The sequence below is a fragment of the Gluconobacter sp. OJB genome (genome assembly GCF_039638275.1).
In the GTDB taxonomy this organism is placed as follows: domain Bacteria; phylum Pseudomonadota; class Alphaproteobacteria; order Acetobacterales; family Acetobacteraceae; genus Gluconobacter; species Gluconobacter cerevisiae.
Map to the genome: position 1 here is coordinate 1,734,724 of NZ_JBDIWH010000001.1, position 23,843 is coordinate 1,758,566.

Sequence of the window (23,843 nt, forward strand, 5' to 3'; positions counted from 1 at the left end):
TCGCTATTTCAGATACAAATAGAACGGGATGATCCCGAAGATCGCCCAGGCCACGATGAAAATGAACGGGGCCTGATGGGCGAACAGGGCGCCACGCTGGGCGCGGCGCATCATGTCACGGGTTTCGTCTTCGTTCGGTGCCAGAGTGAAATCGGTTAGATCCGGACTTCGGGTGTGCAGATGGCGCTGCTTGCCCTCCCATTTGCCGATTGCAGCATAAGCCGCACGGATGCCCGGCAGCGCCATCAGCGCCAGCACAAACCCCAGTAGCGAAAACAGGGGCGGCAGCAGAAGCACCATGCTGTCGCCCCACCGTTTCGTGGAGCCGGTCATGGCCGTTGCATAAGCGATGACCAGAAACGCCTGCGATCCCAGAAGAGCCTGAAGACGACCATTCACGATTTCGGTCTCGAACCGGATCTCCGAGCGGTAGAAAGCAAGAAGCTCGTTATCGGTCGGATGACCCTGTGCGACGATCTGAGTGGTATCTGGAGACGGCGATGCGGTGTCGTCCATCGGGACCTTCGTGATATGCTCGGTCTTCGATAGCGCCCCAGATATGTCTCAGGTTCCGCAATTTTCGGGAAAGTCCTGTCAGATCAGGCCTTTCGCACGGATCAGAGCGAAAGCGGCGAGCGAGACCATGCATTTCATTTCGCCTTCGCGGATCATGGTCTCGAACGCCTCCAGCGTCATGTCGTGACAGGTGATGTCCTCTTCTGTGGCTTCCAGATCCGTCTCGCCACGGGTCAGGTTGCGGGCAAGGAAGACATGCCCCTTCTGGTTCGAATACCCGGCGCCCTGATACATCGTGCCGACATGGATCATCTCGCCGGCACATAACCCGGTTTCCTCGCGCAGTTCGCCCAGCGCCAGCTCGACGGGATCGACGTTCTCTTTCGTCTCCCACATGCCCATCGGCAGTTCCCACAGCCGCTCGCCTACCGGATAGCGGAACTGCTGGATCAGCGTGACCTTCCCATCGGCATGCAGCGGCAGGATCACGACGAATTCGCCCCGTTCCACGATGCCATAAAGGCCCTGCTTTCCGTTGGGATGGACGATGATGTCTTCACGCAATGCGGTCCAAGGATTGCTGTAGGCCAGCCGGGTCGAAAGCGTCTGGAAACCGGCATCCCTGCGGGCGTCTTCGAGGGTCTTATCGGTGCTCATGGACGGCTCCTGATCTTGTTTCGTTCTTTCGAATCGGCGACACTCGCGTCATGGAGCAACGCCGGATCGTGCATATCGACATGGACGCATTTTACGCGTCTGTCGAACAGCGGGACGACCCCTCCCTGCGCGGCCGTCCGCTCGCGGTCGGGCGGGGCGAAGCGCGGGGCGTGGTTGCAGCCGCAAGCTATGAGGCCCGGCGCTTCGGCGTCCGCTCGGCCATGCCCTCAGTTACGGCCAAACGCCTGTGCCCGGAACTGCTGTTCGTCCCCGGACGCTTTGATGTCTATCGGTCCGTGTCCGCCCAGATCCATGATATTTTCTCCCGCTATACACCTCTAATCCAGCCGCTATCGCTAGATGAGGCCTATCTGGACCTGACGGACCATCTGGGCGCCTATGGCTCGGCCACATTGGTCGCGGACCGCATCCGCGCGGACATCCACGCGGAGACCGGCCTGACCGCCTCGGCTGGCGTGTCCTACAACCGGTTTCTGGCCAAGCTGGCCTCGGATTACCGCAAGCCTGACGGGCTGTTCGTGATTACGCCCGCCATGGGCCCGGATTTCGTTTCCGCGCTGCCCGTGGATGCGTTTCACGGCATCGGTCCAGCCACCGCCCGGAAAATGCGCGCCCTCGGGATCGAGACGGGCGCGGATCTGCGGACACACAACATCGAGACCCTGAGCCGGCATTTCGGCAAAGCAGCGGCATTCTATTACGGCATCTCACGCGGCATTGATCATCGTCCCGTCGTTGTGAACCGGGAGCGCAAATCCCTCGGAACCGAACAGACCTATCTTCAGGACCTGACTTCCGAACCCGACGCACACACGGCCCTGACGCAGATTGCCGCCAAGCTGTGGGGCAGTCTGCAACGCCGTCAGCTTCAGGCCCGCACCGTGACCCTGAAGGTCAAATACGCCGATTTCCGCCAGATTACCCGCGCCCGCACCTTACCTGCACCGGTTCCGTCCGAAGACGTCCTGCTACAAACGGGGCAGACTCTCATGATGCCGCTGTTTCCTTTTGTGACGGGCGTCCGTCTGCTGGGCCTGACACTTTCGGGCTTTCATACCCCCGCACCCACGTCCTCCGACCAGATGGAACTACTGTTCCGCGACGCGCCCGACCCGTCATAAGCGCCCTCCACGCGGAATTTATGAGGGAAAGGCTAGGCGGCCCTCGTGACGGCACCCGTCATCTGGCCTATGCCATAAGGGATCTTTTCACAGATAAGCCTCAGGAGAGCAGAGCCATGACCGCGCAGGAAACGTCGGCGGCCTCACCGACGAAACGCGTTCTTGCCGTCGTTCTGTTCAATCTTCTGGTCTATATCGTGATCGGCCTGCCCAATGCCGTTCTGGCGATTTTCGTCCATGAGAGCCTGGGTTACAGCACCACCGTCGCGGGCATCACGTTCTCGCTCCAGTATTTCGCGACCTTCGCCGCGCGACCTTCCGCCGGACGGCTGGTAGACCGGATCGGCCCCAAACCCGTCGTCATCGGCGGACTTGTCACCTGCGTTCTGTCGGGCCTGCTGCTTGCAGGGTCCGGGCTGTTGGCCGCAACGCCGCTGCTGTCTCTGGGAGTGCTGCTCTCCAGCCGCCTGATGCTGGGCTGGGCGGAAAGCTGGGCCGCGACCGGGGTGATCGTCTGGAACATTCGCCGCGCCGGGGCCGAAAACACCGCCATCGCCATTTCATGGAACGGCATCTGCTCTTATGGCGGAATCGCGCTGGGCGCACCGGTTGGCGCGAAACTGTCTTTGCTGGCCGCGCCTTATGGCGGTCTGGTCTCGGTGGGTATCCTCTCGGCGGCGCTACCCCTGTTCGGCCTTGCGATCATCGGATTCTATCCCGCCGTCAAACCTCTCCCCACAACCAGCAAGCCCATCGCCTTCTCGCGCGCCCTCAGACTCGTCCTGCCGCACGGCTCCGCACTGGCGGCTGGGTCCATCGGATTTGGCGCGATCTCGTCGTTTCTGGCCCTGTACTATTCTGTCCTGCACTGGGAAGGCGCGGCAACCGCGCTGGCGGTTTTCGGATTCATTTTCGTCGTCATCCGCTTTTTCTTCGCCTCACAGATTGCGATCCGTGGCGGCGTGTTCGTAGCGATCGTCTCGCTGCTGGTGGAAGCGCTGGGACTCGCCACGCTCGGCCTGTTCCAGACACCGTTCGCAGCCCTCGTGGGGGCCGCGCTGACCGGGGCCGGATTCTCACTTCTCTTTCCGGCTCTCGGCGTTCTGGCCGTCAACAGCGCGGGGCCCGAGAACCGTGGGGCGGCTCTGGGCGCCTATTCCGTCTTCATTGACCTTGCCATCGCGTTCTCGGGGTTGTTTCTTGGACAGGTCATCGAGTTCGCGGGCTACAGAACGATGTTTGCCACCACCGCCCTGTGTTGTCTGGGCGGCGTGCTGATCAGCCGTTCGCTGGGCCGCCGGATTTCCTGACAGATCCTTGCTTCAACTGACACGGACCCGACATGATCATTCGTTCCTGCGCCGTTTTCTGTGGTTCCCGCTTTGGCAACTCCCCTGCTTACGCTGAAGGGGCAACGGAGATCGGAACAGCTCTGGCGCAACACGGAATCACACTGGTCTATGGCGGCGGGCATGTCGGGCTGATGGGCACGGTGGCGGATGCAGCGCTCAAGGCGGGCGGCAAGGTGATCGGCGTCATCCCCGAATTCCTTCATACCCGCGAGGTGATGCACAAGGGCGTCACGCAGCTTGAAGTCACGCCGGACATGCACACCCGCAAAGCCCGCATGTTCGAACTGTCCGACGCCTACGCTATCATTCCCGGCGGCCTCGGCACATTCGACGAACTCATGGAAATCATGACCTGGAAGCAGCTCGGCCTGCATCAGGGGCCGATCTATATCGTCAATATCGACGGCTGGGCCACGTCTCTGGTGCAGACGCTGAACGATGCCGTCGATCAGGGTTTCGCAGAACCGTCAGCCCGCCGCCTGTTTACGGTTGTGCAGGACGTGCCGGAACTGATGGAGCATCTGTCCGTCAGCGTTCCGGCCTGAGCATGGAGCGGGGCGCGTCCCCGCTCACCCCTCCAGCGTCGCGACCAGCAAAGCGACAACCTCTTCCAGACGCACACGATCCGCGTCCGAAAACCGGTCCTTCACCGGGCTATCGATGTCCAGCACGCCCACGAGCGCGCCACCCGCTACGACCGGCAGCACGATTTCTGATTCCGACGCAGCATCACACGCGATATGCCCCGGAAATGCGTGCACATCCGGCACGACCAGCGTCTCGCGGTTCTGCGCGACCGTCCCGCACACGCCCCGGCCCAGCGGAATGCGCGTGCACGCCAGCCGCCCCTGAAACGGCCCCAACACAAGCTGCTGTTCAGCCTCTTTCCAGAGATAGAACCCGGACCAGTTGATCTGCGGCAGAGCCTCAAACAGCAGGGCCGCGATATTGGCCATGTTGGCGATCATGTCCGTCTCGGTCGACACGACGGACCGTACCATCGGAACAAGCTCGTCAACGCTCAGGCGATGGATGGGAGCACTCATGAAAAGACAGTCCTGCAAAAACGGAAGATTGAGGCCGCCGATCATAAGTCAGATCGGAAAAAACGCGAAAGGACGCCATTTTTAATGGAAAAGTGTCCATTTCCCGTAACGCTCTCAGCCCTGCGAGAATTATTAGAAATTATTCACAAAATAAAAAACAGTTTCCTCAAATGAAGAGACTTCTAAAAGAGGCCGGTCCTTTCGTCTGAAAGATCCTTTTCATGATCCTGACATCCCAGACCCTTCCGACTCTGCCGGACTCCATCCTGACCTCCCCCTATGATCGGGCGATGGTGACACCCGGCATTGTCCATCTCAGTGTCGGCAACTTTCACCGTGCCCATCAGGCCGTCTATACGGACCGCGCGCTGGCCCTTCCGGGGCAGTCCGGCTGGGGTATCGTGGGTATGGGCCTGATGGATTTTCCCGGCGAAGTGGCAAAGGCCGAGGCCCTGCACGCACAGGACGGCCTCTACACCCTGCGCGCCTGTCCGCCGAACCGTCCTGACACGGTCCGGGTCGTCAAGTCGCTGGTCGAATACATCCATGCCCCCGCCGACCGCGAAGCCGCTCTGAAGCGCCTGACGGACCCCGCCATCCGCATCGTCAGCCTGACCATTACCGAAGGCGGCTACTATATGGATGAAGCGGGCCGGTTCATGACCGAACACCCCACCATCGCTGAAGACCTGCATCGCCCGGTCCCGCAGACGGCATTCGGTATGATGACCGAAGCCCTGCGCCAGCGCCGTGATGCCGGGATCGCGCCCTTCACCATCCTGTCCTGCGATAACGTGCCTGCGAATGGCGATGTCGCCCGCAATGCCGTGCTGTCCTTTGCCCGTTTGCGTGATGCGGAACTGGCGGCGTGGATCGAGGCCGAAGTGGCTTTCCCCTCCTGCATGGTTGATCGCATCACCCCGGCCGTTCACCCCGCCGACGTGGCGCGACTCAATGCCCAGAGCGGCATCGAAGACCGCGTTCCGGTTTTCTGCGAAGACTTCATCCAGTGGGTCGTGGAAGACAACTTCCCCGCCGGACGCCCGGCCTGGGAGCAGGTCGGCGTTCTGTTCACGGACGATGTCGAGCCTTACGAACAGGTCAAACTGCGGATGCTGAACGCATCCCATTCCATGTTGGCCTTGCCCGGCGTGCTGATGGGATACCGGCTGGTCGACGAAGCCATGGGCGACGAGCATCTGGCCGCCCTGCTGGAACAGTTCCTGCGCGATGACGTCGCACCGCAACTGACGGCCCCTCCGGGCATCAGCCTGTCGGACTATGCCGCCCAGCTTCTGGAGCGGTTCCGCAACCATGCCGTCAGTGATCAGCTTCTGCGTATCACGTCGGACAGCACATCCAAGCTGCCGGTCTTCCTGCGCGCCACGGCGGAAGACGTTCTGAAAAAAGCGCAGGACCCGCGTCGCATCGCCTTCGTCCTCGCCTGCTACTGTGCCTATCTTGTGGGCCGCGACGACGTGCAGGCCAGCTTCGCCGTCACGGAACCCCGCCTGAGCGCCGACGACCGTGCTCTGGCGCTGGACCCGAACCCGGCCAAGGCGCTGGAAATGAGCGTATTTGCAGGATGGGGCCTTGAAGACTCCGCCGAGTTCCTCACGCGCTTCATCCAGACCCGCGAAGACCTGAAAACACGCGGCACCGCAGCCGTTCTGAAGGATCTGGTCACAAACGTCTGAAAGTTTTTGGGTTCCGCCTTTTTTCAAAAAGGCGGAGTTCTTTGAAGCTTTTTGAAAAAAGCTTCACCAAAAACTTTTAGACATATCAGTCCGAGACGCGGGCGATATCGGCACCGCAGGCGGCGAGCTTGCGGTCCACGCCTTCATAGCCCCGGTCCAGATGATAGATGCGGCTGAGCTGCGTCTCGCCTTCTGCAGCCAGACCCGCGAGGATCAGCGAGAAAGATGCCCGCAGGTCGGTCGCCATCACCGGCGCACCCGACAGCTTCTTCACGCCACGGATGATGGCGGAGCGGCCATGCACATTCACGCGCGCGCCCATGCGGTTGAGTTCGGGAACATGCATGAAGCGGTTCTCGAAGATCGTCTCCGTGATCATGGACGCCCCTTCCGCCACGGACAGCATGGCCATGAACTGCGCCTGCATATCCGTCGGGAAGCCGGGATACGGCTCGGTCATGATGTCCACACCCTGAAGCGTCCCGCTGCGACGCACGCGCAGACCGCGCGCCTCTTCCACAACCTGGACACCCGTTTCCTCAAGCGTGCGGATCACGGCACCCAGATCATCGGCCCGTCCGCCCACGAGCAGCAGATCGCCGCCCGTAATGCCAGCCGCGCAGGCATAGGTGCCGCACTCGATGCGGTCCGGCATGACGGCGTAATGCGCGCCATGCAGTTTTTCCACACCGTCGATGACCAGCGTGCCCGAGCCTTCACCCGTGATCTGCGCGCCCATAGCGTTGAGGCAATGCACCAGATCGCTGATTTCAGGCTCACGCGCGGCGTTAACGATATGGGTACGCCCCTTGGCCAGCGTCGCGGCCATCAGCAGGTTCTCAGTCGCGCCTACACTGGCAAACGGCAGGATGATCCGATCACCCTTCAGTCCGTCCGGCGCAGTTGCGTTGATATAGCCGTTCTCCAGCCGGATCTCGGCGCCCAGCGTCTCCAGCCCCTTGAGATGCATGTCCACAGGACGCGTACCAATGGCACAGCCACCCGGCAGCGAGACCTTTGCTTCCCGCGCACGCGCCAGAAGCGGCCCAAGCACCAGAATGGAAGCCCGCATTTTGGAAACGATGTCATACGGCGCCTCGACAGAACCGATCTCGCCGCCAATCGACAGTGTACGCGGTCCGACATCTTCAACCGCAATCCCCAGTCCCAGAAGCAGATCGCGCATCGTCTGGATATCCGCGATGCCCGGCACATTGGACAGCACCAGCCGCTCGGACGTCAGAAGCCCCGCGACCATGAGCTTGAGGCCGGAGTTCTTGGCCCCGCCGATCTCGATTTCGCCTGTCAGGCGGCGGCCACCGCGAATGATGAAACGGTCCATGGTGCGATCCTTGAGAAACGGGCCTTGAGAAGCGGGTCTTAAGAAGATTAGAGGCGGGGCGTGGTAACGCCGGACTGGCGCATGTATTTGCCGGCACGGTCGGCATAGCTGACCTCACAGGGGCTGGCACCCTGGAAGAACAGGAACTGGCAGATACCCTCGTTCGCGTAGATTCGCGCGGGCAGCGGCGTGGTATTACTGATCTCGATCGTGACCTGCCCCTCCCATTCCGGCTCCAGTGGCGTGACGTTCACGATGATGCCGCAACGCGCATAGGTGGACTTGCCAAGGCACACCACCAGCGTGTCACGCGGGATGCGGAAATACTCGACCGTATGCGCCAGAGCGAAGCTGTTGGGCGGAATGGTGATGTCGCCCGTGCGGGTGACGAAACTGTTGGAGGCGAAATTCTTCGGATCGACGATGGCGCTGTCCACATCCGTGAAAATCTTGAAGTCTTCCGCCACGCGCGCATCATAACCATAGGATGACAGGCCGTAGGAAATGACGCCCTCGCGCTTTTGGGCTTCCACGAACGGCTCGATCATACCTTTTTCACGGGCCATCTGGCGAATCCATGTGTCGGGCATGATAGGCATGAAGGCACTCCTGAGCGAGGGCGACAGAAATCGCCGCGCGTCTAACCCACCTGCTCTAGCGAGCGACGCTCGATCACGCAATGTGTCGGATCAGTCATTTTTCGTGAGCGTTCGTGACGAACGGCTCAGCAGGGCTTCCAGCCATTGTGGACGCAGCTCGCTCGTCAACACACCACCCACGATCAGCACGGCCCCCAGCAGTGTGGACGGGGGCAGATGATCCCCTGCCAGCCACCCAACAAGCCCGCCCCAGACAGGCTCTCCGGCATAGATCACGGCTGCTTTTGTGGGAGAAACGGATTTCTGCGCCCAGTTCATCACGACCTGCACGAGCGCACTCAAACCGCCCAGAGTCAGCGCACAGGCGATCCAGACCCACGAGAAGGCCGGAAGCGCTTCTCCCGAAACCGGGACCATCAGCCCGGCAAACAGACTTCCGGCAAAAAGCTGCATGACCGTTATGCGCAGACTGTCCACACCGCGTGCATAAAGGCTGATCAGGACAATCTCGATTGCAATGGCAATCGCCGCACACAGCGTCAGCAGATCGCCGCGACCGAAAGACAGCGACAGCGCCGCCGGCCCCGCCAGACAGACCAGCCCTGCGAACGCCAGTCCGATCCCAAGCCAGCTCATCAGGTGCGGCGCGCGGCGCAGGAAAGCCCACTGAAAGATCGGCACCAGCGGAACATACAGCGCCGTAATGAAAGCGGAGCGACTGCTGGTGATGTCGTGCAGCCCTGCGCTCTGCAACACGTATCCGATCGCCAGAGTAACGCCGATCAAGGTTCCGGCCCAGATTTCCCGCCGGTTGAAATCCAGCAGTTTCCGCCTGGCCATCAGCCCGACGAAAACTGCCGCCATCATGAAACGGACAAAAACGAAAAACCGCGGTCCGCAATGCTGCATGGCGGTATGCAGCACGAGAAATGTTCCACCCCACAGAACTGTCACGCCTGTCAGCGCCAGCTCCTCTGGGGACGGCATGGAAAAATTGCGTTTCACTGGCTCTCAGCGCTCGTTGGGGGGGATGAGACAACTTCATCCTGTGGACGGGCACGCTGCTGCTGTTTGCGGCGCATCAGATTGGCCCGGAGCGCCTTGGCTTCACGGCTTTCCCGCTCTTCCTTTGCGGCCGCAGCGCGGTCTCGGATGATCTGCTCCGTGGGTTTTCCGTCCTTACCGGTCATGGTTCTGTTCCTCGAATGTCGTCCGCAGATGGGTGCCCAGAAGTTCATCATAAACGCCCAGCGTCCGGGCCTGCATCAGGTCTGTCGTATAGTTGGCAACGGCATGGGCGCGGGCTTTTTCCGCCAGCCAGTTCAACGCATCCTCATCTGTTTCCAGTACGCTTTTCAACGCATCCGCCAGAGCATCCGCATCACCGGGTGGTACAACAAGACCCGTCTCGCCCGGCAGGATCGTTTCCATCATGGCTCCCTGCGCCGTACCGATCACCGGACGGCCCATCATCTGCGCCTCGACCAGCGTCCGCCCGAACGGTTCGGGCCGGAGCGAGGGTGCCACGACAACGGTCGCCAGATCACAGGCCGCAGGCATGTCCGTGCAGGTTCCGGCAAACCGGACCCGATCTTCAAGGCCGAGTTCCCGCACACGCTGTTGGAGTCTGCGCGAAAACTTCCGGTCGCCCTCGGGCCCCGCCAGAACACAGATCCACCCCGTATCCGCCCGATCCCGCAGGAGCGCCAGCGCCTCGATCAGAACGCCCTGCCCTTTCCAGTCCGTCAATCGTGCGGGCATGAGAATGACGTCTTCGCCATGCAGCACACCCCAGGATTCGGCAAGTTTCTGGACGCGCTCGCCGGAAATCACACCGGGCTCGAAGTCCTGCGGGTCTGCGCCACGCGGAATAACGCGCAAACGGCTTTCCGACACACCGTATTCGCTACGCAGGCGGCCCGCAATGAACTCCGAAATGGCGATGACCCGCGCGCCCCGCGCCAGCACGGAATTATAGAGTTTCTTGCCCCACCATGTGGCCTCGTGAACGCCGTGCCATGTCGTTACGAGCGGGATGTTCTCCCGGCGACACGCGATCCATGCTGCCCAAGCCGGAATCCGCGAACGCGCGTGCACGAGGTCCACGCCTTCACGCCGGATGATCGCCTGAAGATCCCGTGCTCGACGCAGGACGGCGAAAGGCGATTTTATCTTCAGATCAAGGTCGATATGCCGCCCGCCCGCATGACGAAGCTGCACCAGAAGCCGCCCCGGACGCGAGGCCACGAGCGCGGTCCCGCCGCCTTGTGTGATGGCAGAGGCAATCTCGACAGCCCCGCGTTCCAGACCGCCGGTGCCCAGCGCCGGAAGAACCTGAAGAATGACGGGAGAGCGGTCGGTCATGAGGGTTCTGCGGGGCCTGTTCCGGAAGGAGTATTTTCAGACGAAAACAGCCTGTAGCCGGGTCTGCATCCCCTTCCCACCCGAAAAATGGAAAAACGACTATCCTGAACGACGAAGGGGTGGCCCCCGTGCCATTTCCGGCACGAAAACCACCCCTCTTCGTCTGCCCGGAAGCGGAAGCCCCCGGTTTTATCAGCCCTTGTGATCGGGCAGAGCGTAAACCACAAGCTGGTCGCTGACCGGCGTCATCATGAAGTGATGTCCACCTGCCATGATGGCGACGTACTGGTGACCATTGGCCTCATAGGTCATCGGGTTAGCCTGACCGCCGCCCGGCAGGACTGCGCTCCAGACCACCTTGCCGGTGTGCTCGTCGATAGCGCGGATCTGGTTATCTGTAGCCGCAGCGATGAACACCAGACCGCCAGCCGTCACGACAGAGCCACCATTGTTCGGTGTACCGATTTCCCAGGGCAGACCAGTCGGCAGACCCCACGGGCCATTGGCACGAGCCGTTCCCAGCGGATGCTGCCACAGCACCTTCTGGCCATGCTTCATGTCGATGGCCGTAATCATGCCGTAGGGCGGACGGTTGCACATCATGCCCGTGTACTGGTTCCAGAACGGGGTCACGACAATACCGTAAGGCGTGCCGTCCATGGCGCCGTTACCTTCGGCTCCGCCACCACCCGGCTTGTAGTTCGGGTCGTCGATCGGCATCAGGCCAAGCTGGTCGGCCTTCTTGCGGGTCACGAGCTGGTCGTACATCGGGGTGATGTTCCAGTTCGCAATCAGGATGCCGCTCTGCGGATCATAGGACATGGAGCCCCAGTCACTGCCGCCGTTATAGCCCGGATATTCGATCCATGGCTTATCGACGCTCGGCGGCGTGAACTCACCCGTATAGTTCGCACGGCGGAACTTCACGCGGCAGAAGAGCTGATCGATGGGGGACATACCCCACATATCAGTCTCTTTCAGGTCCGGCACGCGCAGGGCCGGCATCCCCGTGGACCAGGGCTGCGTCGGTGTACGCGGATCGCCCGGAATCACACCCGGCGACGGAGCAGGACGTTCCTCAACCGGCAGGATGGGCTTGCCGTCACGGCGATCAAGTACGAAGGTCTGACCACGCTTGGTCGGCATGATGAGCGCCGGAACAGGCTGGCCATCCGGGCCGGGCATGTCCATCAGCGTCGCCTGCGAGCCGATGTCATAGTCCCAGACGTCCTTATGGGCCGTCTGGAAGACCCAGCGCGGTGCGCCTGTCTTCACATCGATGGCAACGACTGCGGAGGACACCTTGTTTTCTTCGGGGCTACGCAGCGCACTGTAATAGTCCGAAGCCGAGTTGCCGGTTGGGACGTAAACGAGGCCAAGCGCGTTATCGCCAGTCATGGCAGCCCAGGAGTTCGGCGTGCCGCGGCTGTAATGGTTGTTGCCGGTCGGCTGGCTGTGGTCGTTAGGATTATTCACATCCCAGGCCCACAGGAACTTGCCGCTCTCGGCGTCATAACCACGGATCACGCCTGACGGCGCCCAGCGGCGCTGTCCGTCAAGCACTTCGTGGTTCACCACAACCACACCGTTAATGACAGGCGGCGGCGTCGTCATGGATACGAAGCCCGGAACGGATTCGCCCAGACCCTGCATCAGGTTCACCTGACCACCATGCCCGAAGCCCTCGCACAGATTGCCGGTCGCGGCATCAACCGCGATCAGGCGCATGTCGAGCGTGCCTTCAAGAATACGGTTGTGACAGGGCTGACCTTCCGGCACCTGGGACGACGTGAAATACGTCACGCCCTTACACGCAGCGGTGTAGGGGATGGATTCGTATTTCTCGTTGATGTTGTGGCGCCAGATTTCCTTACCCGTTGCCGGGTCGAGCTTCATGATGTCGTTCTGCGCCGAACACATATAGAGGCCGTCACCCACCTTGATTGGCGTGGTTTCGGCTGCCCATTTGTTGACCTGTCCCGGACGCGGATAGCTGCCGGTATGGTAAACGAAAGCGACCTTGAGCTGATCGGCGTTCTGCGGCGTGATTTCGGACAGCGGCGAGTAGCGCGTCTGGCTGTCATCACGACCATAGGCAGACCAGTCACCCTGTGCAGGGGCAGCGCTCTGCTGCGGCACCATCTGCGGCACGTCATTCGGGTCCATGGACCCGATATCCGGCAGGTTGGCGGCATTCACGCCCGGAGCCTGAGGCGCGTAAGGAGACGGGCCGGAAAAACGGCTCGTGCTGGCAGGAGTCGTTGCCGTCGGCTCGTCGGCATTGCCGGGGCCCGGAACGGAAGCCGTCGGCGAACCGCCACTTCCGGCGGGGGCGAACTGGGCATTGGCGGCCAGCGGAACGCAGGCCAGCGTCACGCAGGCTGCAGTAGCGAGAAGATAGGATCTGCGCATCAGACGGCTCCCCTCAGGGTGCGGCGGGTTTCCAGTCGGCGAAGAACCGGAATGGTGAGAAAAACAAGAATACCCAGCATCGTCGGACCCATAGCGCGCGGCATGAGATCAATTGGGCTGAAACCCACTTCCCACAGCGACCAGACCCAGGTGTAGGCAAGCGCACCCAGATAAAGAAATGCGCCGATTGTGCGTCCCAGAACCATGAACACGCCGCTGGCAACCAGCAGAATGCCACACAAAACGTAATAGACGGAGCCGCCCAGCATCGCGAGTTCTGCACCCTCGATGACAAAGAACAGACCCACCAGAACGATAACAACCCCGAGCACGAACGTGAGCCACTCGGTCAGGGTCCTGTTGCCATAATAAGTATTTGGCATCGGTGAAAGCCTCCTGCACTGATACCCCGGACGGTAATTCCGGACTTTCAGGAAAGCTACGGCTCTTTTGCAATATTTCTATGTTTCACTCTAACAAAAGCGTGTGCGAATACAGTTTTATTTCGGTGAATTCAAATAACCGTGATCCTTATTACCCGGCCGGAATCGTGACAACAGCGCCACCCGTATGATTCGTTGCCGCAAGAGCCGCCAGAACCTGCACCATCGTAAATGCCAGTTTGCTCTGGAAATCCCGGTCGCTGATCCAGAACCACGCATTGTGATAGCTGACGGCAGCATAGGGGCCGTCAGGTTCTTCCTTACTTGAATGGATCACGACTTCCGGCCGATTCTCGATTCCAACCTGACCAATCGTCGGCGGCGTGCGACCAGCCTTGATGTCTCCTTCCGGAACCTCGACCTCATAGGCAAGCTGCGTCAACATCGCGAGCATTGAGCGTGTCAGGATCGCAATCTGACCCGGATGCTTGGGATAAGGCCCATAGACGATCTCGGCCTCTTCCGCCGTCGGGTCGAGATGCAGCAGACGGCGCACTTCCGCCTGAATCGCAAGCAGATTACTTTCCGAAGTGGAGGTCAGAACAAGATAGGACCGCTCAGGACCCGGGCCGCCACCATTACTGTCGGACTTGCCGCCGTTCTTCTTGCTGTCTGTCGGCGTCACAGGATCGGTCGTGATCCGGATGGTCATGGCTCCCGCGACCTGAAGCTGACGCAGGTCGTGCAGCAGCAGATAAAACCGAACGGACCCGCCGCCGAACGGTCCCGCACCGAGGCCCCGCACATTGGACAGGCCATCAATGGACTGCGCCGTCAGACGCAGCAGCGTGTCGATCGGCAGACCGCCAAGGCTGAGCGGCATGATGACGGTCGGCGAAATCGGGCGGACCACATTCTCGGCATATTGCTGCCCCGTCACGGGCTGATAGGTGAAAGTCGGGCTTTCCCCCATCGACATCGTGCCTGTCCCGAACAGGTAATTCCCAACCGCCGTTGCCGGGTAGGCATAAAAGCCGCCGCTGACGCTCTTGGAAACGCTGTACCCCGCAATGACCTGTGTCGTGTCTAGGAAGGTCGGCGGATCAGCGTAACGCAGTCGCACGATGTTGAGCAGCATCTCGTGCTTCTGGGTATCCCCCAGCGCACGGGAATATTCGAGCTGGTCATTGCGCAGCTTCCCCGGCCCCATCGGACCACAGGCGGAAAGCCCGATTGCAGAAAAACAGGTCAGGGCAGCCAGCAGCGTGGCACGAAAGTAGGGATGATTCGGCATAGCTGTGTGAAGACTGTCCCATTGGCAGGCAAAGCGGAAGGCCCGACCTTACTAAAGGGCGGCGCGCATATCTGAAACCGCCATCTTTCTTTTGAATGCCCTTTTCACTGCGAGACAGGACAAGATTCTCGACGAAATGTGTCGTCCAAGTGCTTGAAACACCTTCCAGCCTTGCCTAGATCAGTAGTCGAAACACAGGCCCGTGAGGGTCTGGGGACGTCAATAGGGTTCGATCCGGTGCCTCACAGGGCCGGGACGGACCGCTGAGAGGACTGATTTTACATGAGCAAAGTCATTGGCATTGACCTTGGTACCACCAACTCCTGCGTCGCCGTACGCGAGGGTGACGAAACCAAGGTGATCGAAAACAGCGAAGGCGCCCGCACGACGCCGTCCATGGTCGCTTTCACCGACAAGGGTGAGCGTCTCGTCGGACAGGCCGCGAAGCGTCAGGCTGTGACCAATCCCTCCAACACCCTGTATGCCGTCAAGCGCCTGATCGGCCGCCGTTACGACGACCCGACTGTCCAGAAGGACAAGGAAATGGTGCCTTATGGCATCGTCCGTGGCGACAATGGCGACGCATGGGTTGAAGCCCGCGGCGAGAAATACGCACCGTCGCAGATCGCTGCCTATGTTCTGGGCAAGATGAAAGAAACCGCCGAAGCCTATCTTGGCGAAGGTGTGTCGCAGGCTGTCATTACGGTTCCGGCCTACTTCAACGACGCCCAACGTCAGGCCACCCGTGACGCTGGCAAGATCGCCGGCCTCGAAGTCCTGCGCATCATCAATGAGCCGACCGCAGCAGCCCTCGCCTATGGCCTTGGCAAGCGCGATTCCGGCACGGTGGCCGTGTATGACCTTGGTGGTGGCACGTTCGACGTCTCCATCCTCGAGATCTCCGACGGCGTGATCGAAGTGAAGTCCACGAACGGTGATACGTTCCTGGGTGGTGAAGACTTCGACAACCGCATCATCGGTTTCCTCGCCGACGAGTTCAAGAAAGAGCAGGGCATCGACCTGCGTGGCGACAAACTCGCCCTGCAGCGCCTGAAGGAAGCCGCTGAAAAGGCCAAGATCGAGCTGTCCTCCTCCAAGGAAACCGAGATCAACCTGCCGTTCATCACGGCTGATGCCTCCGGCCCGAAGCACCTCGTGGTCAAGCTGTCCCGCGCCAAGCTGGAAAGCCTCGTCGACGATCTGGTGCAGCGCACACTCGGCCCGTGCCGTGCAGCTATCAAGGATGCGTCCGTCTCCCCGAGCGAGATCGACGAAGTCATTCTCGTCGGCGGCATGACGCGTATGCCGAAGGTCATCGAGACGGTTAAGGAATTCTTCGGTAAGGAACCGGCCCGCAACGTCAACCCTGACGAAGTGGTCGCCATCGGTGCCGCCGTTCAGGGCGCTGTCCTGAAGGGTGACGTCAAGGACGTCCTGCTGCTCGACGTGACGCCGCTGTCGCTGGGCATCGAGACGCTGGGTGGCGTGTTCACCCGTCTGATCGACCGCAACACGACGATTCCGACCAAGAAGAGCCAGACCTTCTCCACGGCCGAAGACAACCAGAACGCCGTGACCATCAAGGTCTATCAGGGCGAGCGTGAAATGGCAGCCGACAACAAGCTGCTGGGCAACTTCGACCTTCAGGGCATTGCACCGGCACCGCGTGGCATGCCGCAGATCGAAGTCACCTTCGACATCGACGCAAACGGCATCGTGAACGTGTCCGCCAAGGACAAGGCCACGAACAAGGAACAGCAGATCAAGATCCAGGCTTCTGGTGGTCTGTCTGACTCCGACATCGACCGCATGGTCAAGGACGCGGAAGCCAACGCTTCTGCCGACAAGGCCAAGCGCGAACTGGTTGAGCTGCGCAACAGCACGGAAGGCCTCATCCATCAGACCGAGAAGTCCATCACCGAAGGTGGCGACAAGGTTCCGGCGGCTGACAAGTCCGAAGCGGAAGCTGCTATTGCCGAAGCCCGCGAAGCTCTGGGTGGCGAAAATCTCGACGCCCTGAAGGCTGCCAGCGACAAGCTGACGCAGGCTGCCATGAAGGTTGGTCAGGCTGTCTATCAGGCCGGTCAGGGTGCAGAAGGCGCTGCTGCTCCGGAAGCGGAAAAGAAGGACGACAACGTCGTCGACGCCGACTTCGAAGACCTCGAAGACGACCACAAGAAGCACTGATCGGGTGACTTTCCCGGATGGAGCGCAACGCTCCGTCCGGCCCTGTTTTCCGAGGGCGCCCGTTCCCGCAAGGGGGTGGGCGCCATTCTTGTTTTTCCGGCCCATAACAGGGACCGCCTTCCGGAACGCCCCCTAAGGACCGAACATGGCCATCAAAATCGATTACTACGAATCCCTTGAAGTCTCCCGCACGGCCTCGCCGGACGAGCTGAAAAAAGCCTTCCGCAAGCAGGCCATGCGGTACCATCCCGATCGTAATCCGGGTGACGATGCCGCCGAGCAGAAATTCAAGGAAATCAACGAAGCGTATGATGTTCTGAAGGACGGGCAAAAGCGCGCGGCCTATGACCAGTACGGCCATGACGCCTTTGAAGGTGGCATGGGCGGAATGGGCGGCGGCTTCGGCGGTGGTTTTGCCGGTGCGGGTGGTCTGGGCGATATCTTCGACCAGATGTTCGGAGACATGATGGGTGGCCGTCGGGGTGGTGGACGCCGGACCGGGGCGGATGTCCAGGTTCAGGTCGAAATCACGCTGATGGAAGCCTTCACGGGCGTGAAGAAGGATGTCGAGGTCCGCACCCGCGTGGCCTGCGAGTCCTGTCACGGTTCGGGCTCAGCTGATCCCAAAGCGGGCAGCACCACCTGCCCGACCTGTCATGGTGCAGGCAAGGTCCGGGCGCAGCAGGGCTTTTTCCTCGTCGAGCGCCCCTGCCCGACCTGTCATGGCTCGGGGCGGACCGTCGCCAATCCGTGCAAGGTCTGTCACGGCACGGGAACGCAGGCAAAGACCGAAACCATCAGTATCGACATTCCGGCTGGCGTCGAGGATGGCACCCGCATCCGCATGGCGGGCAAGGGCGAAGCTGGCGGCGAAGGCGTGCAGCCGGGCGATCTGTATGTGCACGTCTCCGTTCTGTCGCATGACATTTTCCAGCGCGACGGGGCGAACATCTATTGCCGTGTTCCGCTGCGCATGACGCAGGCGGCTCTGGGCACGGAAGTGGAAGTTCCGGTCGTGGATGGCGGCCGTACTAAGGTCCGCATCCCTGCCGGAACACAGACCGGCGAGACGTTCCGTCTGCGCGGCAAGGGCTTCTCGGTCCTGCGCTCCTCAGCCCGTGGGGACATGTATATTCAGGTCTCGGTCGAGACGCCGAGCCATCTGACGAAGCGGCAGCGCGAGCTTCTCGAAGAATTCGAGAAGGAAGCCGGGGACGACCATGCCAAGGGCAGCCCCGAAAGCAGTGGCTTCTTCGCCAAGGTCCGCGACTTCTTCGAAGGTCGCTGATCTTTATCAGGCCTACGAAAAACCCCGGTGCCTTCAGGAAGGGCACCGGGGTTTTTTTATGTCAGTTTTTTAGATCAGGCCGCGCCGAAAATATCCTTGAGGGTCTTTTCCATCACCCCGGCATCCAGCGTTTTGCCCAGCCAGTGCTCCACGCCGATCACGCCCTGATTGACCAGCATACCAAGCCCGTCCAGCACGGTGCAGCCTTTGCTTTCCGCCTCGCGCAGCAGGCGCGTTCTGGGTGGGTTCGGGATCACATCAGCGACGATCAGACCCTTACGCAGGGTTTCGACCTTCAGAGGCGGCATGGTTTCGGCATCACCCAGACCGATGGAGGTCGCATTGATCAGAATGTCCACGTCCTGCGGCACGCTGGCGTCACCGTCCCAGGCCTGAACATCCGCCTTGGCCGACGTGTTGTCCCGGACGAGGGCAGCGATGATTTCGGCTTTTTTCGGGTCGCGGTTCATGACGGTGATATGGGCGGCGGAGGCCAGACCCAGTTCTACGGCGATGGCGCGCGCGGCCCCACCCGCACCCAGAAGCAGAACCTTTTTGCCGGACGGGTCCGTGACCTTTTTGAGAGAGGCCAGAAAGCCCTTGCCGTCCGTATTGTCGCCGATCAGACGGCCATCGCGGATGGAGACGCAGTTCACGGCCCCGATGATCCGGGCGGATTCGGCCACTTCGTCAAGATACTCGATGACCTTGACCTTGTGCGGCAAGGAACAGTTGAACCCGACCCATTCCATAGCCTTGGCGCCCGCCACGGCGTCCTTCAGACCCTCGGCCTTGACGTCACAGTTGATGTAGCGCGCATCGATGTCGTGGTGCTGGTAAGCGGCCTCGATCATGGCGACAGTGGGGTTGTCGTCGCAGGGTGTCGAGAACGATCCCGTCAGGATGCTGCGGAAATTCTGCTGGCTCATGAGAGGCTCCTCGGATCTGTGCAGTCTTGCTTGCACATGACATGACGCCCGAGAGCGCAGAAGGTCCATTCACATTCCGGAAATCTCGATTTTCTGTCTCAGTCGTCGACGGGCACAATCAGACCCAGAAGGGCCGCCTCCCGCCCTGTCAGCAGATCAGCCAACGTATAGCTGTCCAGAACCGCCAGAAACGCCCCCAACGCATCGCCCAGCACGCTACGCAGCACACAGGCCGGAGACAGCACGCAGGGCCGCCCATCCGTGCTGTTGCGGCCTTCGCAATCCACCAGCGCCATATCGTCCTCGGTAAAGCGCACGACCGCGCCCACATTGATTTCCGCAGCCGGCCGCGCGAGTTCCAGCCCGCCGCCCCGTCCACGGACGGTGGTGACGAAACCTCCCTGCCCCAGACGATGGACCACCTTCACCAAATGGTTTTCAGAAATACGGTAGGCCTGCGCGATCTCACGGATGGAAACGCGGCCTGAGGCATGGGCGCCCGGATGGTGAATCCCCAGATGGATCAGCACGCGCAAGGCGTAGTCAGTGTGCAGTGTCAGACGCATGGCGCCTCCTCTGCCAGATTGACAGGATTAGGTCACGCTTATAAAGATGTATTTTATATACACCTTTTAGGGGACCGCTCATGTCCACTTCCGCCGACCGCAGTCTCACGCCAGACATCATCGCCATCATCAAGGCCACCATCCCTGCACTCGAAGCGCATGGTGTGGCCATCACATCCGAAATGTATCGTCGTCTGCTGGCCGATCCGACGATTGCGGAAATGTTCGATCCGACCCATCAGTCGACAGGGATGCAGCCCCGGGCGCTGGCCATGGCCGTGCTGGCCTATGCGAAAAATATCGACAATCTGGGCGTGCTGGGCGGGGCAGTCGAACGGATCGCCCAGAAACATGTCAGTCTCGAAATCCAGCCCGAACACTATCCGCATGTCGCAACAGCTCTGCTCGACGCGATTTCAGTCGTTCTGGGCGATGCCGCAACGCCGGAAATCCTTGATGCCTGGGGCAGGGCCTACTGGGCACTGGCCGATATCCTGATCGGTCGCGAGCATCAGCTTTACGACAGCAGCGCCCATACCGAAGGAGGTTGGACGGGTTGGCGGGCTTTCCGCATCGCGCGCGCCACGGCAGAATGCGCGACCGTCACGTCGCTCGAACTGGAGCCTGTGGACGGAAAGCCGGTCATCAGCGCCGTTCCGGGTCAGTATCTGGGCGTTGATCTGGACATTCCGGGCCATGGCCGGACCCGCCGCAATTACAGCATTACTTCTAGCCCCAACCGGACGGGCTATCGCATCAGCGTGCGTCATGTTCAGAACGGAGTTGTTTCAGGCTGGCTGAACAGCAACGCCTGCGTCGGCACGGAACTTCTGCTTTCACCGCCTGCGGGCAATTTCGTCCTGCCGGAAAAAATCGAGGGACCGCTGGGCTTCATCTGCGCCGGGATCGGCATCACACCCATGATCGGAATGCTGGAAACACTGGCCGGACCAGACATCACGACGCCTGTTCAGGTCGTACAGGTTGCCCATTCCACCGAAACCGCGCCCTTCGCGGCACGTCTGGCGGAACTGTCCCACAATACCGCAGGGCGCATCCAGGTCGTGACGCGTCTGACTTCAGAAGACGGACACCCGACCGCCGCCTGGGTCGCAGAGCAGCTGCCGGATGGCGTCTCGGCCTATCTGTGCGGGCCGACAGGCTTCATGCGCGACATGGTGCAGGGCCTGCCGGGCGCCGGAGTTCCGGCCAATCGCCTGCGTTACGAGACGTTTGGACCGGATACCGGCGTGACGGACTGACTTTAGAGCGCGCTGGCCTTTTGTTCTGCGTCCGAGAGGATGCGGGCACGGTCGGCGCCGCCGTTGGTGGCGAGACCTTCGGCTTCGATCACGGTGATGTCCGTAATGCCGATCATGGCAAAGACGGATTTCAGGTAGCTGAGCTGATGCTCGAAAGAAGCTGCGGGCGAGCCTTCGCCATACAGGCCGCCACGTGCCAGAGCGAGCACGACTGTCTTGCCTTTGGCCAAACCTTCAATGCCGGACGGACCATAACGGAAGGTCTGACCCGCCACCATGATGCGGTCGATCCAGGATTTGAGCTGGCTGGAAATCGACAGGTTGTACATCGGCACGCCAATGACGACGATATCCGCAGCCTTGAAATCATTCAGAGCCTTGGCGCTGGCGACCAGTTCGGGGCGAGCCGACACATCCGGCGTCAGTTCCTTGCCGAGCCATGACAGGGCTTCGACGTCGAGATGCGGCAGCGGATCGCTGGCGAGATCCAGGGAAATGACCTCGAGGGACGGGTCTTTCTTGCGAAGCTGCGCGACAGCGGCGGCACTGACCTGACGGCTGGCAGAGCTGTCACCGAGAATGCTGGAATCGATGTGAAGAAGTTTCATTTTGATCTTTCCGGTTCCTGATCGTAACCAGCACCAGATAAGGAACCTTTGAACCCCGCCGCAAGAAGGCACATTCCGGAGCCATAGGCACATGGATGTTCGCATCAGTGACACCGCCCCTCCCCCGAAGCCGTCCGTAAAGCCGGGTGCGGCACCTCTGGACTGCGCACAGGACAGCGGCGCCTGCGCCGTCATCCGCTCCATTCTCGCCCGCACGACGGACAAGTGGAGCATTCTGATCGTCAAATCGCTCGGGCGTGGATCGCACCGCTTCAGCGAACTGCGCCGCGCGATTGACGGAATTTCACAGCGGATGCTGACGCTCACTTTGCGCAATCTGGAACGTGACGGCCTCGTCCTGCGGACTGTCACGCCCACGACTCCGCCGCGCGTGGATTATGAACTCACGACGCTTGGGGAATCGCTCTGGACACTGACAGAAGCCTTCGGTCAGTGGGCGATGTCGAACCGCCCCGAAATCGAATCCGCCCGAGCCCGCTTCGACGCCCGGCTAGACGCCGATCTCTGATTTTTTCGCACGCAAGGCCCTCTTCATGACCCTGATTTCCGCCCCCCGTATCGGTATTGCCGGCATCACGGGCCGACTTGGCACCCTCTGCGCCGAGGAAGCCGGAAGCGCCCTCGCAGGCGGCCTGTCCCGCACGGCAGATGCCTCACGCAACATCACGACCGACCCTGCCACGCTCGCAAAGAACTGCGATGTGGTGATCGACGTCAGCCATGCCACCACTGTCCCGGCCCATGCGGTGGCCTTCGCGCAGGGCGGATGTGCGTGGGTTCTGGGAACCACGGGTCTCGATCGTGGCGCACAGGATGCCGTGAACGCGGCGGCGCAGCATATTCCCGTCCTTCAGGCCGCCAATTTCTCTCCGGCGCTGACGCTGTTTCTGGAACTGGCCCGGCAGCTTGGCGCGGGACTGCCGGATTATGATGCGGAAATTCTGGAGGTTCATCACCGCCAGAAGCTGGATGCGCCCTCGGGTACGGCGCTGGCGATCGGAAGGGCCGTGGCGGAAGGACGTGGAGTCGCATTCGAGGATGTGGCCCGGACTGACCAGAACGGTCTGCGCCCGGAAGGGGCGATCGGATTCGCGTCTCTGCGCGGTGGGCAGATCGTGGGCGAACACGACCTCGTCCTGATGGCCGCGGACGAACAGATTACCCTATCGCACCGCGCACTGGACCGGCGAGTCTTCGCCAGAGGCGCCCTACTCGCCGCAAAATGGCTCGCCGGACGCCAAGCCGGACTCTACACAATGGCCGACGCGCTCAAGCACTGATTCCGAATCAGGGTGCAGGGATCAAGATCCCTGCCGGGCCCGGGCAGAGCCCGGACTCCCCAATCAACCACCAGCGATCGGCAGATTCACCCCCGTCATAAAGCTGGAATCATCCCCCAGCAAAAACGCGACCACACCGGGGATTTCGTTGATATCGCCATAACGGCGCATCGGGACGCTCCCGATCATCTGTTCGGACACCACCTTGGGATCGGTGGAGAAATACTGGCTTCCCACCTTGGCCTGAAGCTCGACCTGACGCTCCCACATGAAGCCGGGGCCCATATAACCGGGGCTGATGGCGTTCACGCGGATATTGTAGGGGGCAAGATCCAACGCCGCCGTTTCCGTCAGGGCGATGATGGCGCCTTTGGACGCGCCGTAAGCAGCCATATTCGGCGGCCCCTTCACACCGGCCATGCTGGCTGTGTTGACGACACGACCGTAATTCTGCGCGATCATATGCCGCACGACGGCCTTGAGGACATGAAACGCGCCGGTGACATTGATCGTCAGCACGCGCGCGAAATCCTCGGACGGGTAGTCCTGCACCGGGGCGAATGCGCCCTGATATCCGGCATTGTTGAACAGGAAGTCGATCTTCCCGAAATCCCGCACCACATCGTCCACCGTCGCGGTCACGGCCTCTTCGGACGTGACGTCACAGATATAGGACCGGGCGTCGACGCCCTTTTCCCGTACGGCGGCTTCGGCTTTCTCAAGGGCCTCCCGGTTCATGTCCAGCAGGGCGATGGCCGTCCCTTCCCCGCCCAGACGGAGGGCGGTCGCAAGACCGATATTGCCACCCGCGCCGGTGACGAGACAGACTTTACCGCTAAAGTGATTCGACATTTCAAATGCCTCAAATTTCCTGTTTTTCCCGGTATCGACCTCGTGC

24 protein-coding genes are annotated in these 23,843 nt (G+C 61.1%); 9 read left to right on the forward strand and 15 right to left on the reverse strand.

All coding sequences use genetic code 11. The features are described 5' to 3' along the window. Positions 1-3: 3 nt before the first annotated feature. Both ABDK74_RS08005 and ABDK74_RS08010 read right to left on the reverse strand, forming a co-directional pair. Positions 4-516: a hypothetical protein gene (locus tag ABDK74_RS08005; RefSeq protein ID WP_194253954.1), complete on the reverse strand. Its 513-nt coding sequence runs from the start codon at positions 514-516 to the stop codon at positions 4-6. Between the two features lie 78 nt (positions 517-594). After that, on the reverse strand, positions 595-1,173 hold the full coding sequence (locus tag ABDK74_RS08010) for an NUDIX hydrolase (RefSeq protein WP_194253955.1): 579 nt from the start codon (positions 1,171-1,173) through the stop codon (positions 595-597). A gap of 50 nt (positions 1,174-1,223) precedes the next feature. Between ABDK74_RS08010 and dinB the strand changes: the two genes are divergently transcribed. The 3 genes from dinB to ABDK74_RS08025 all read left to right on the forward strand — a co-directional run bounded on the left by dinB (position 1,224) and on the right by ABDK74_RS08025 (position 4,212). Then, entirely contained in the window at positions 1,224-2,315 is a 1,092-nt protein-coding gene (gene dinB, locus ABDK74_RS08015) for a DNA polymerase IV (RefSeq protein WP_346003400.1), read from the forward strand. Positions 2,316-2,431: 116 nt separating this feature from the next. Further along, positions 2,432-3,625 carry an MFS transporter gene (locus ABDK74_RS08020; RefSeq protein WP_346003401.1) on the forward strand — a complete coding sequence of 398 codons (1,194 nt, stop codon included), beginning with the start codon at positions 2,432-2,434 and terminating at the stop codon, positions 3,623-3,625. A gap of 32 nt (positions 3,626-3,657) precedes the next feature. Beyond that, on the forward strand, positions 3,658-4,212 hold the full coding sequence (locus ABDK74_RS08025; protein WP_346003402.1) for a TIGR00730 family Rossman fold protein: 555 nt from the start codon (positions 3,658-3,660) through the stop codon (positions 4,210-4,212). Between the two features lie 24 nt (positions 4,213-4,236). Here the strand turns inward: ABDK74_RS08025 and ABDK74_RS08030 are convergent, their stop codons facing one another. Continuing rightward, entirely contained in the window at positions 4,237-4,713 is a 477-nt protein-coding gene (locus tag ABDK74_RS08030) for a GAF domain-containing protein (RefSeq protein WP_211575112.1), read from the reverse strand. A gap of 221 nt (positions 4,714-4,934) precedes the next feature. Between ABDK74_RS08030 and ABDK74_RS08035 the strand changes: the two genes are divergently transcribed. Further along, on the forward strand, positions 4,935-6,410 hold the full coding sequence (locus ABDK74_RS08035) for a mannitol dehydrogenase family protein (protein ID WP_346003403.1): 1,476 nt from the start codon (positions 4,935-4,937) through the stop codon (positions 6,408-6,410). Between the two features lie 85 nt (positions 6,411-6,495). On the opposite strand, the gene murA is transcribed toward ABDK74_RS08035, so the two are convergent. From murA to ABDK74_RS08075, 8 genes are all read right to left on the reverse strand, one after another. Then, complete coding sequence (gene murA, locus ABDK74_RS08040) at positions 6,496-7,752, reverse strand: UDP-N-acetylglucosamine 1-carboxyvinyltransferase (RefSeq protein WP_346003404.1); 1,257 nt, start codon at positions 7,750-7,752, stop codon at positions 6,496-6,498. Between the two features lie 47 nt (positions 7,753-7,799). Beyond that, complete coding sequence (gene dcd / locus ABDK74_RS08045; protein WP_206034072.1) at positions 7,800-8,351, reverse strand: dCTP deaminase; 552 nt, start codon at positions 8,349-8,351, stop codon at positions 7,800-7,802. A gap of 90 nt (positions 8,352-8,441) precedes the next feature. Beyond that, complete coding sequence (locus ABDK74_RS08050; RefSeq protein ID WP_346003405.1) at positions 8,442-9,356, reverse strand: DMT family transporter; 915 nt, start codon at positions 9,354-9,356, stop codon at positions 8,442-8,444. Continuing rightward, positions 9,353-9,541 (reverse strand): hypothetical protein, encoded by a 189-nt coding sequence (locus ABDK74_RS08055; protein WP_194253963.1) that lies wholly within the window; start codon positions 9,539-9,541, stop codon positions 9,353-9,355. Before ABDK74_RS08055 ends, ABDK74_RS08050 begins: the two co-directional genes overlap by 4 nt. Further along, on the reverse strand, positions 9,531-10,715 hold the full coding sequence (locus ABDK74_RS08060; protein ID WP_346003406.1) for a glycosyltransferase family 4 protein: 1,185 nt from the start codon (positions 10,713-10,715) through the stop codon (positions 9,531-9,533). Before ABDK74_RS08060 ends, ABDK74_RS08055 begins: the two co-directional genes overlap by 11 nt. A gap of 192 nt (positions 10,716-10,907) precedes the next feature. Beyond that, positions 10,908-13,127, reverse strand: coding sequence for a pyrroloquinoline quinone-dependent dehydrogenase (locus tag ABDK74_RS08065; protein ID WP_194253965.1), 2,220 nt, complete (start codon positions 13,125-13,127; stop codon positions 10,908-10,910). After that, positions 13,127-13,510, reverse strand: coding sequence for a glycerol dehydrogenase (locus ABDK74_RS08070; protein WP_194253966.1), 384 nt, complete (start codon positions 13,508-13,510; stop codon positions 13,127-13,129). Before ABDK74_RS08070 ends, ABDK74_RS08065 begins: the two co-directional genes overlap by 1 nt. Positions 13,511-13,661: 151 nt before the next feature. Beyond that, on the reverse strand, positions 13,662-14,804 hold the full coding sequence (locus ABDK74_RS08075) for a hypothetical protein (RefSeq protein WP_194253967.1): 1,143 nt from the start codon (positions 14,802-14,804) through the stop codon (positions 13,662-13,664). A 282-nt stretch (positions 14,805-15,086) separates the two neighbouring features. Here ABDK74_RS08075 and dnaK point away from each other — a divergent pair, with 282 nt between their 5' ends. After that, on the forward strand, positions 15,087-16,991 hold the full coding sequence (dnaK, locus tag ABDK74_RS08080; protein WP_346003407.1) for a molecular chaperone DnaK: 1,905 nt from the start codon (positions 15,087-15,089) through the stop codon (positions 16,989-16,991). A 145-nt stretch (positions 16,992-17,136) separates the two neighbouring features. After that, entirely contained in the window at positions 17,137-18,279 is a 1,143-nt protein-coding gene (dnaJ, locus tag ABDK74_RS08085; protein ID WP_346003408.1) for a molecular chaperone DnaJ, read from the forward strand. Between the two features lie 74 nt (positions 18,280-18,353). On the opposite strand, the gene aroE is transcribed toward dnaJ, so the two are convergent. Together aroE and ABDK74_RS08095 are read right to left on the reverse strand one after the other, a co-directional pair. Continuing rightward, complete coding sequence (gene aroE, locus ABDK74_RS08090; protein WP_346003409.1) at positions 18,354-19,208, reverse strand: shikimate dehydrogenase; 855 nt, start codon at positions 19,206-19,208, stop codon at positions 18,354-18,356. Between the two features lie 98 nt (positions 19,209-19,306). Continuing rightward, a complete protein-coding gene (locus tag ABDK74_RS08095; RefSeq protein ID WP_346003410.1) occupies positions 19,307-19,774 on the reverse strand; it encodes an Rrf2 family transcriptional regulator in 468 nt (155 codons plus the stop codon). Positions 19,775-19,854: 80 nt separating this feature from the next. Here ABDK74_RS08095 and ABDK74_RS08100 point away from each other — a divergent pair, with 80 nt between their 5' ends. Then, positions 19,855-21,036 carry a globin domain-containing protein gene (locus ABDK74_RS08100; protein ID WP_346003411.1) on the forward strand — a complete coding sequence of 394 codons (1,182 nt, stop codon included), beginning with the start codon at positions 19,855-19,857 and terminating at the stop codon, positions 21,034-21,036. A 2-nt stretch (positions 21,037-21,038) separates the two neighbouring features. On the opposite strand, the gene ABDK74_RS08105 is transcribed toward ABDK74_RS08100, so the two are convergent. Then, positions 21,039-21,644 carry an NAD(P)H-dependent oxidoreductase gene (locus ABDK74_RS08105; protein WP_346003412.1) on the reverse strand — a complete coding sequence of 202 codons (606 nt, stop codon included), beginning with the start codon at positions 21,642-21,644 and terminating at the stop codon, positions 21,039-21,041. 91 nt (positions 21,645-21,735) lie between these two features. Between ABDK74_RS08105 and ABDK74_RS08110 the strand changes: the two genes are divergently transcribed. Continuing rightward, complete coding sequence (locus ABDK74_RS08110; protein WP_346003413.1) at positions 21,736-22,173, forward strand: helix-turn-helix domain-containing protein; 438 nt, start codon at positions 21,736-21,738, stop codon at positions 22,171-22,173. Between the two features lie 25 nt (positions 22,174-22,198). Further along, entirely contained in the window at positions 22,199-22,945 is a 747-nt protein-coding gene (gene dapB, locus ABDK74_RS08115) for a 4-hydroxy-tetrahydrodipicolinate reductase (protein WP_346003414.1), read from the forward strand. 63 nt (positions 22,946-23,008) lie between these two features. Here dapB and ABDK74_RS08120 read toward each other — a convergent pair whose 3' ends face one another. Continuing rightward, entirely contained in the window at positions 23,009-23,797 is a 789-nt protein-coding gene (locus ABDK74_RS08120; RefSeq protein ID WP_346003415.1) for an SDR family oxidoreductase, read from the reverse strand. Positions 23,798-23,843 lie beyond the last annotated feature (46 nt).

What these genes read in the sequence shown, in the direction of transcription:
- ABDK74_RS08005 (WP_194253954.1), bottom strand. Translation starts at nt 516, where the DNA reads ATGGACGACACCGCATCGCCGTCTCCAGATACCACTCAGATCGTCGCA.
- ABDK74_RS08120 (WP_346003415.1), bottom strand. Translation starts at nt 23,797, where the DNA reads ATGTCGAATCACTTTAGCGGTAAAGTCTGTCTCGTCACCGGCGCGGGT.
- ABDK74_RS08035 (WP_346003403.1), top strand. Translation starts at nt 4,935, where the DNA reads ATGATCCTGACATCCCAGACCCTTCCGACTCTGCCGGACTCCATCCTG.
- ABDK74_RS08025 (WP_346003402.1), top strand. Translation starts at nt 3,658, where the DNA reads ATGATCATTCGTTCCTGCGCCGTTTTCTGTGGTTCCCGCTTTGGCAAC.
- dnaJ (WP_346003408.1), top strand. Translation starts at nt 17,137, where the DNA reads ATGGCCATCAAAATCGATTACTACGAATCCCTTGAAGTCTCCCGCACG.
- ABDK74_RS08060 (WP_346003406.1), bottom strand. Translation starts at nt 10,715, where the DNA reads ATGACCGACCGCTCTCCCGTCATTCTTCAGGTTCTTCCGGCGCTGGGC.
- dcd (WP_206034072.1), bottom strand. Translation starts at nt 8,351, where the DNA reads ATGCCTATCATGCCCGACACATGGATTCGCCAGATGGCCCGTGAAAAA.
- ABDK74_RS08020 (WP_346003401.1), top strand. Translation starts at nt 2,432, where the DNA reads ATGACCGCGCAGGAAACGTCGGCGGCCTCACCGACGAAACGCGTTCTT.
- dnaK (WP_346003407.1), top strand. Translation starts at nt 15,087, where the DNA reads ATGAGCAAAGTCATTGGCATTGACCTTGGTACCACCAACTCCTGCGTC.
- ABDK74_RS08070 (WP_194253966.1), bottom strand. Translation starts at nt 13,510, where the DNA reads ATGCCAAATACTTATTATGGCAACAGGACCCTGACCGAGTGGCTCACG.
- ABDK74_RS08075 (WP_194253967.1), bottom strand. Translation starts at nt 14,804, where the DNA reads ATGCCGAATCATCCCTACTTTCGTGCCACGCTGCTGGCTGCCCTGACC.
- ABDK74_RS08105 (WP_346003412.1), bottom strand. Translation starts at nt 21,644, where the DNA reads ATGAAACTTCTTCACATCGATTCCAGCATTCTCGGTGACAGCTCTGCC.
- ABDK74_RS08065 (WP_194253965.1), bottom strand. Translation starts at nt 13,127, where the DNA reads ATGCGCAGATCCTATCTTCTCGCTACTGCAGCCTGCGTGACGCTGGCC.
- aroE (WP_346003409.1), bottom strand. Translation starts at nt 19,208, where the DNA reads ATGAGCCAGCAGAATTTCCGCAGCATCCTGACGGGATCGTTCTCGACA.
- ABDK74_RS08100 (WP_346003411.1), top strand. Translation starts at nt 19,855, where the DNA reads ATGTCCACTTCCGCCGACCGCAGTCTCACGCCAGACATCATCGCCATC.
- dinB (WP_346003400.1), top strand. Translation starts at nt 1,224, where the DNA reads ATGGAGCAACGCCGGATCGTGCATATCGACATGGACGCATTTTACGCG.
- ABDK74_RS08095 (WP_346003410.1), bottom strand. Translation starts at nt 19,774, where the DNA reads ATGCGTCTGACACTGCACACTGACTACGCCTTGCGCGTGCTGATCCAT.
- ABDK74_RS08055 (WP_194253963.1), bottom strand. Translation starts at nt 9,541, where the DNA reads ATGACCGGTAAGGACGGAAAACCCACGGAGCAGATCATCCGAGACCGC.
- dapB (WP_346003414.1), top strand. Translation starts at nt 22,199, where the DNA reads ATGACCCTGATTTCCGCCCCCCGTATCGGTATTGCCGGCATCACGGGC.
- ABDK74_RS08030 (WP_211575112.1), bottom strand. Translation starts at nt 4,713, where the DNA reads ATGAGTGCTCCCATCCATCGCCTGAGCGTTGACGAGCTTGTTCCGATG.
- ABDK74_RS08110 (WP_346003413.1), top strand. Translation starts at nt 21,736, where the DNA reads ATGGATGTTCGCATCAGTGACACCGCCCCTCCCCCGAAGCCGTCCGTA.
- ABDK74_RS08010 (WP_194253955.1), bottom strand. Translation starts at nt 1,173, where the DNA reads ATGAGCACCGATAAGACCCTCGAAGACGCCCGCAGGGATGCCGGTTTC.
- murA (WP_346003404.1), bottom strand. Translation starts at nt 7,752, where the DNA reads ATGGACCGTTTCATCATTCGCGGTGGCCGCCGCCTGACAGGCGAAATC.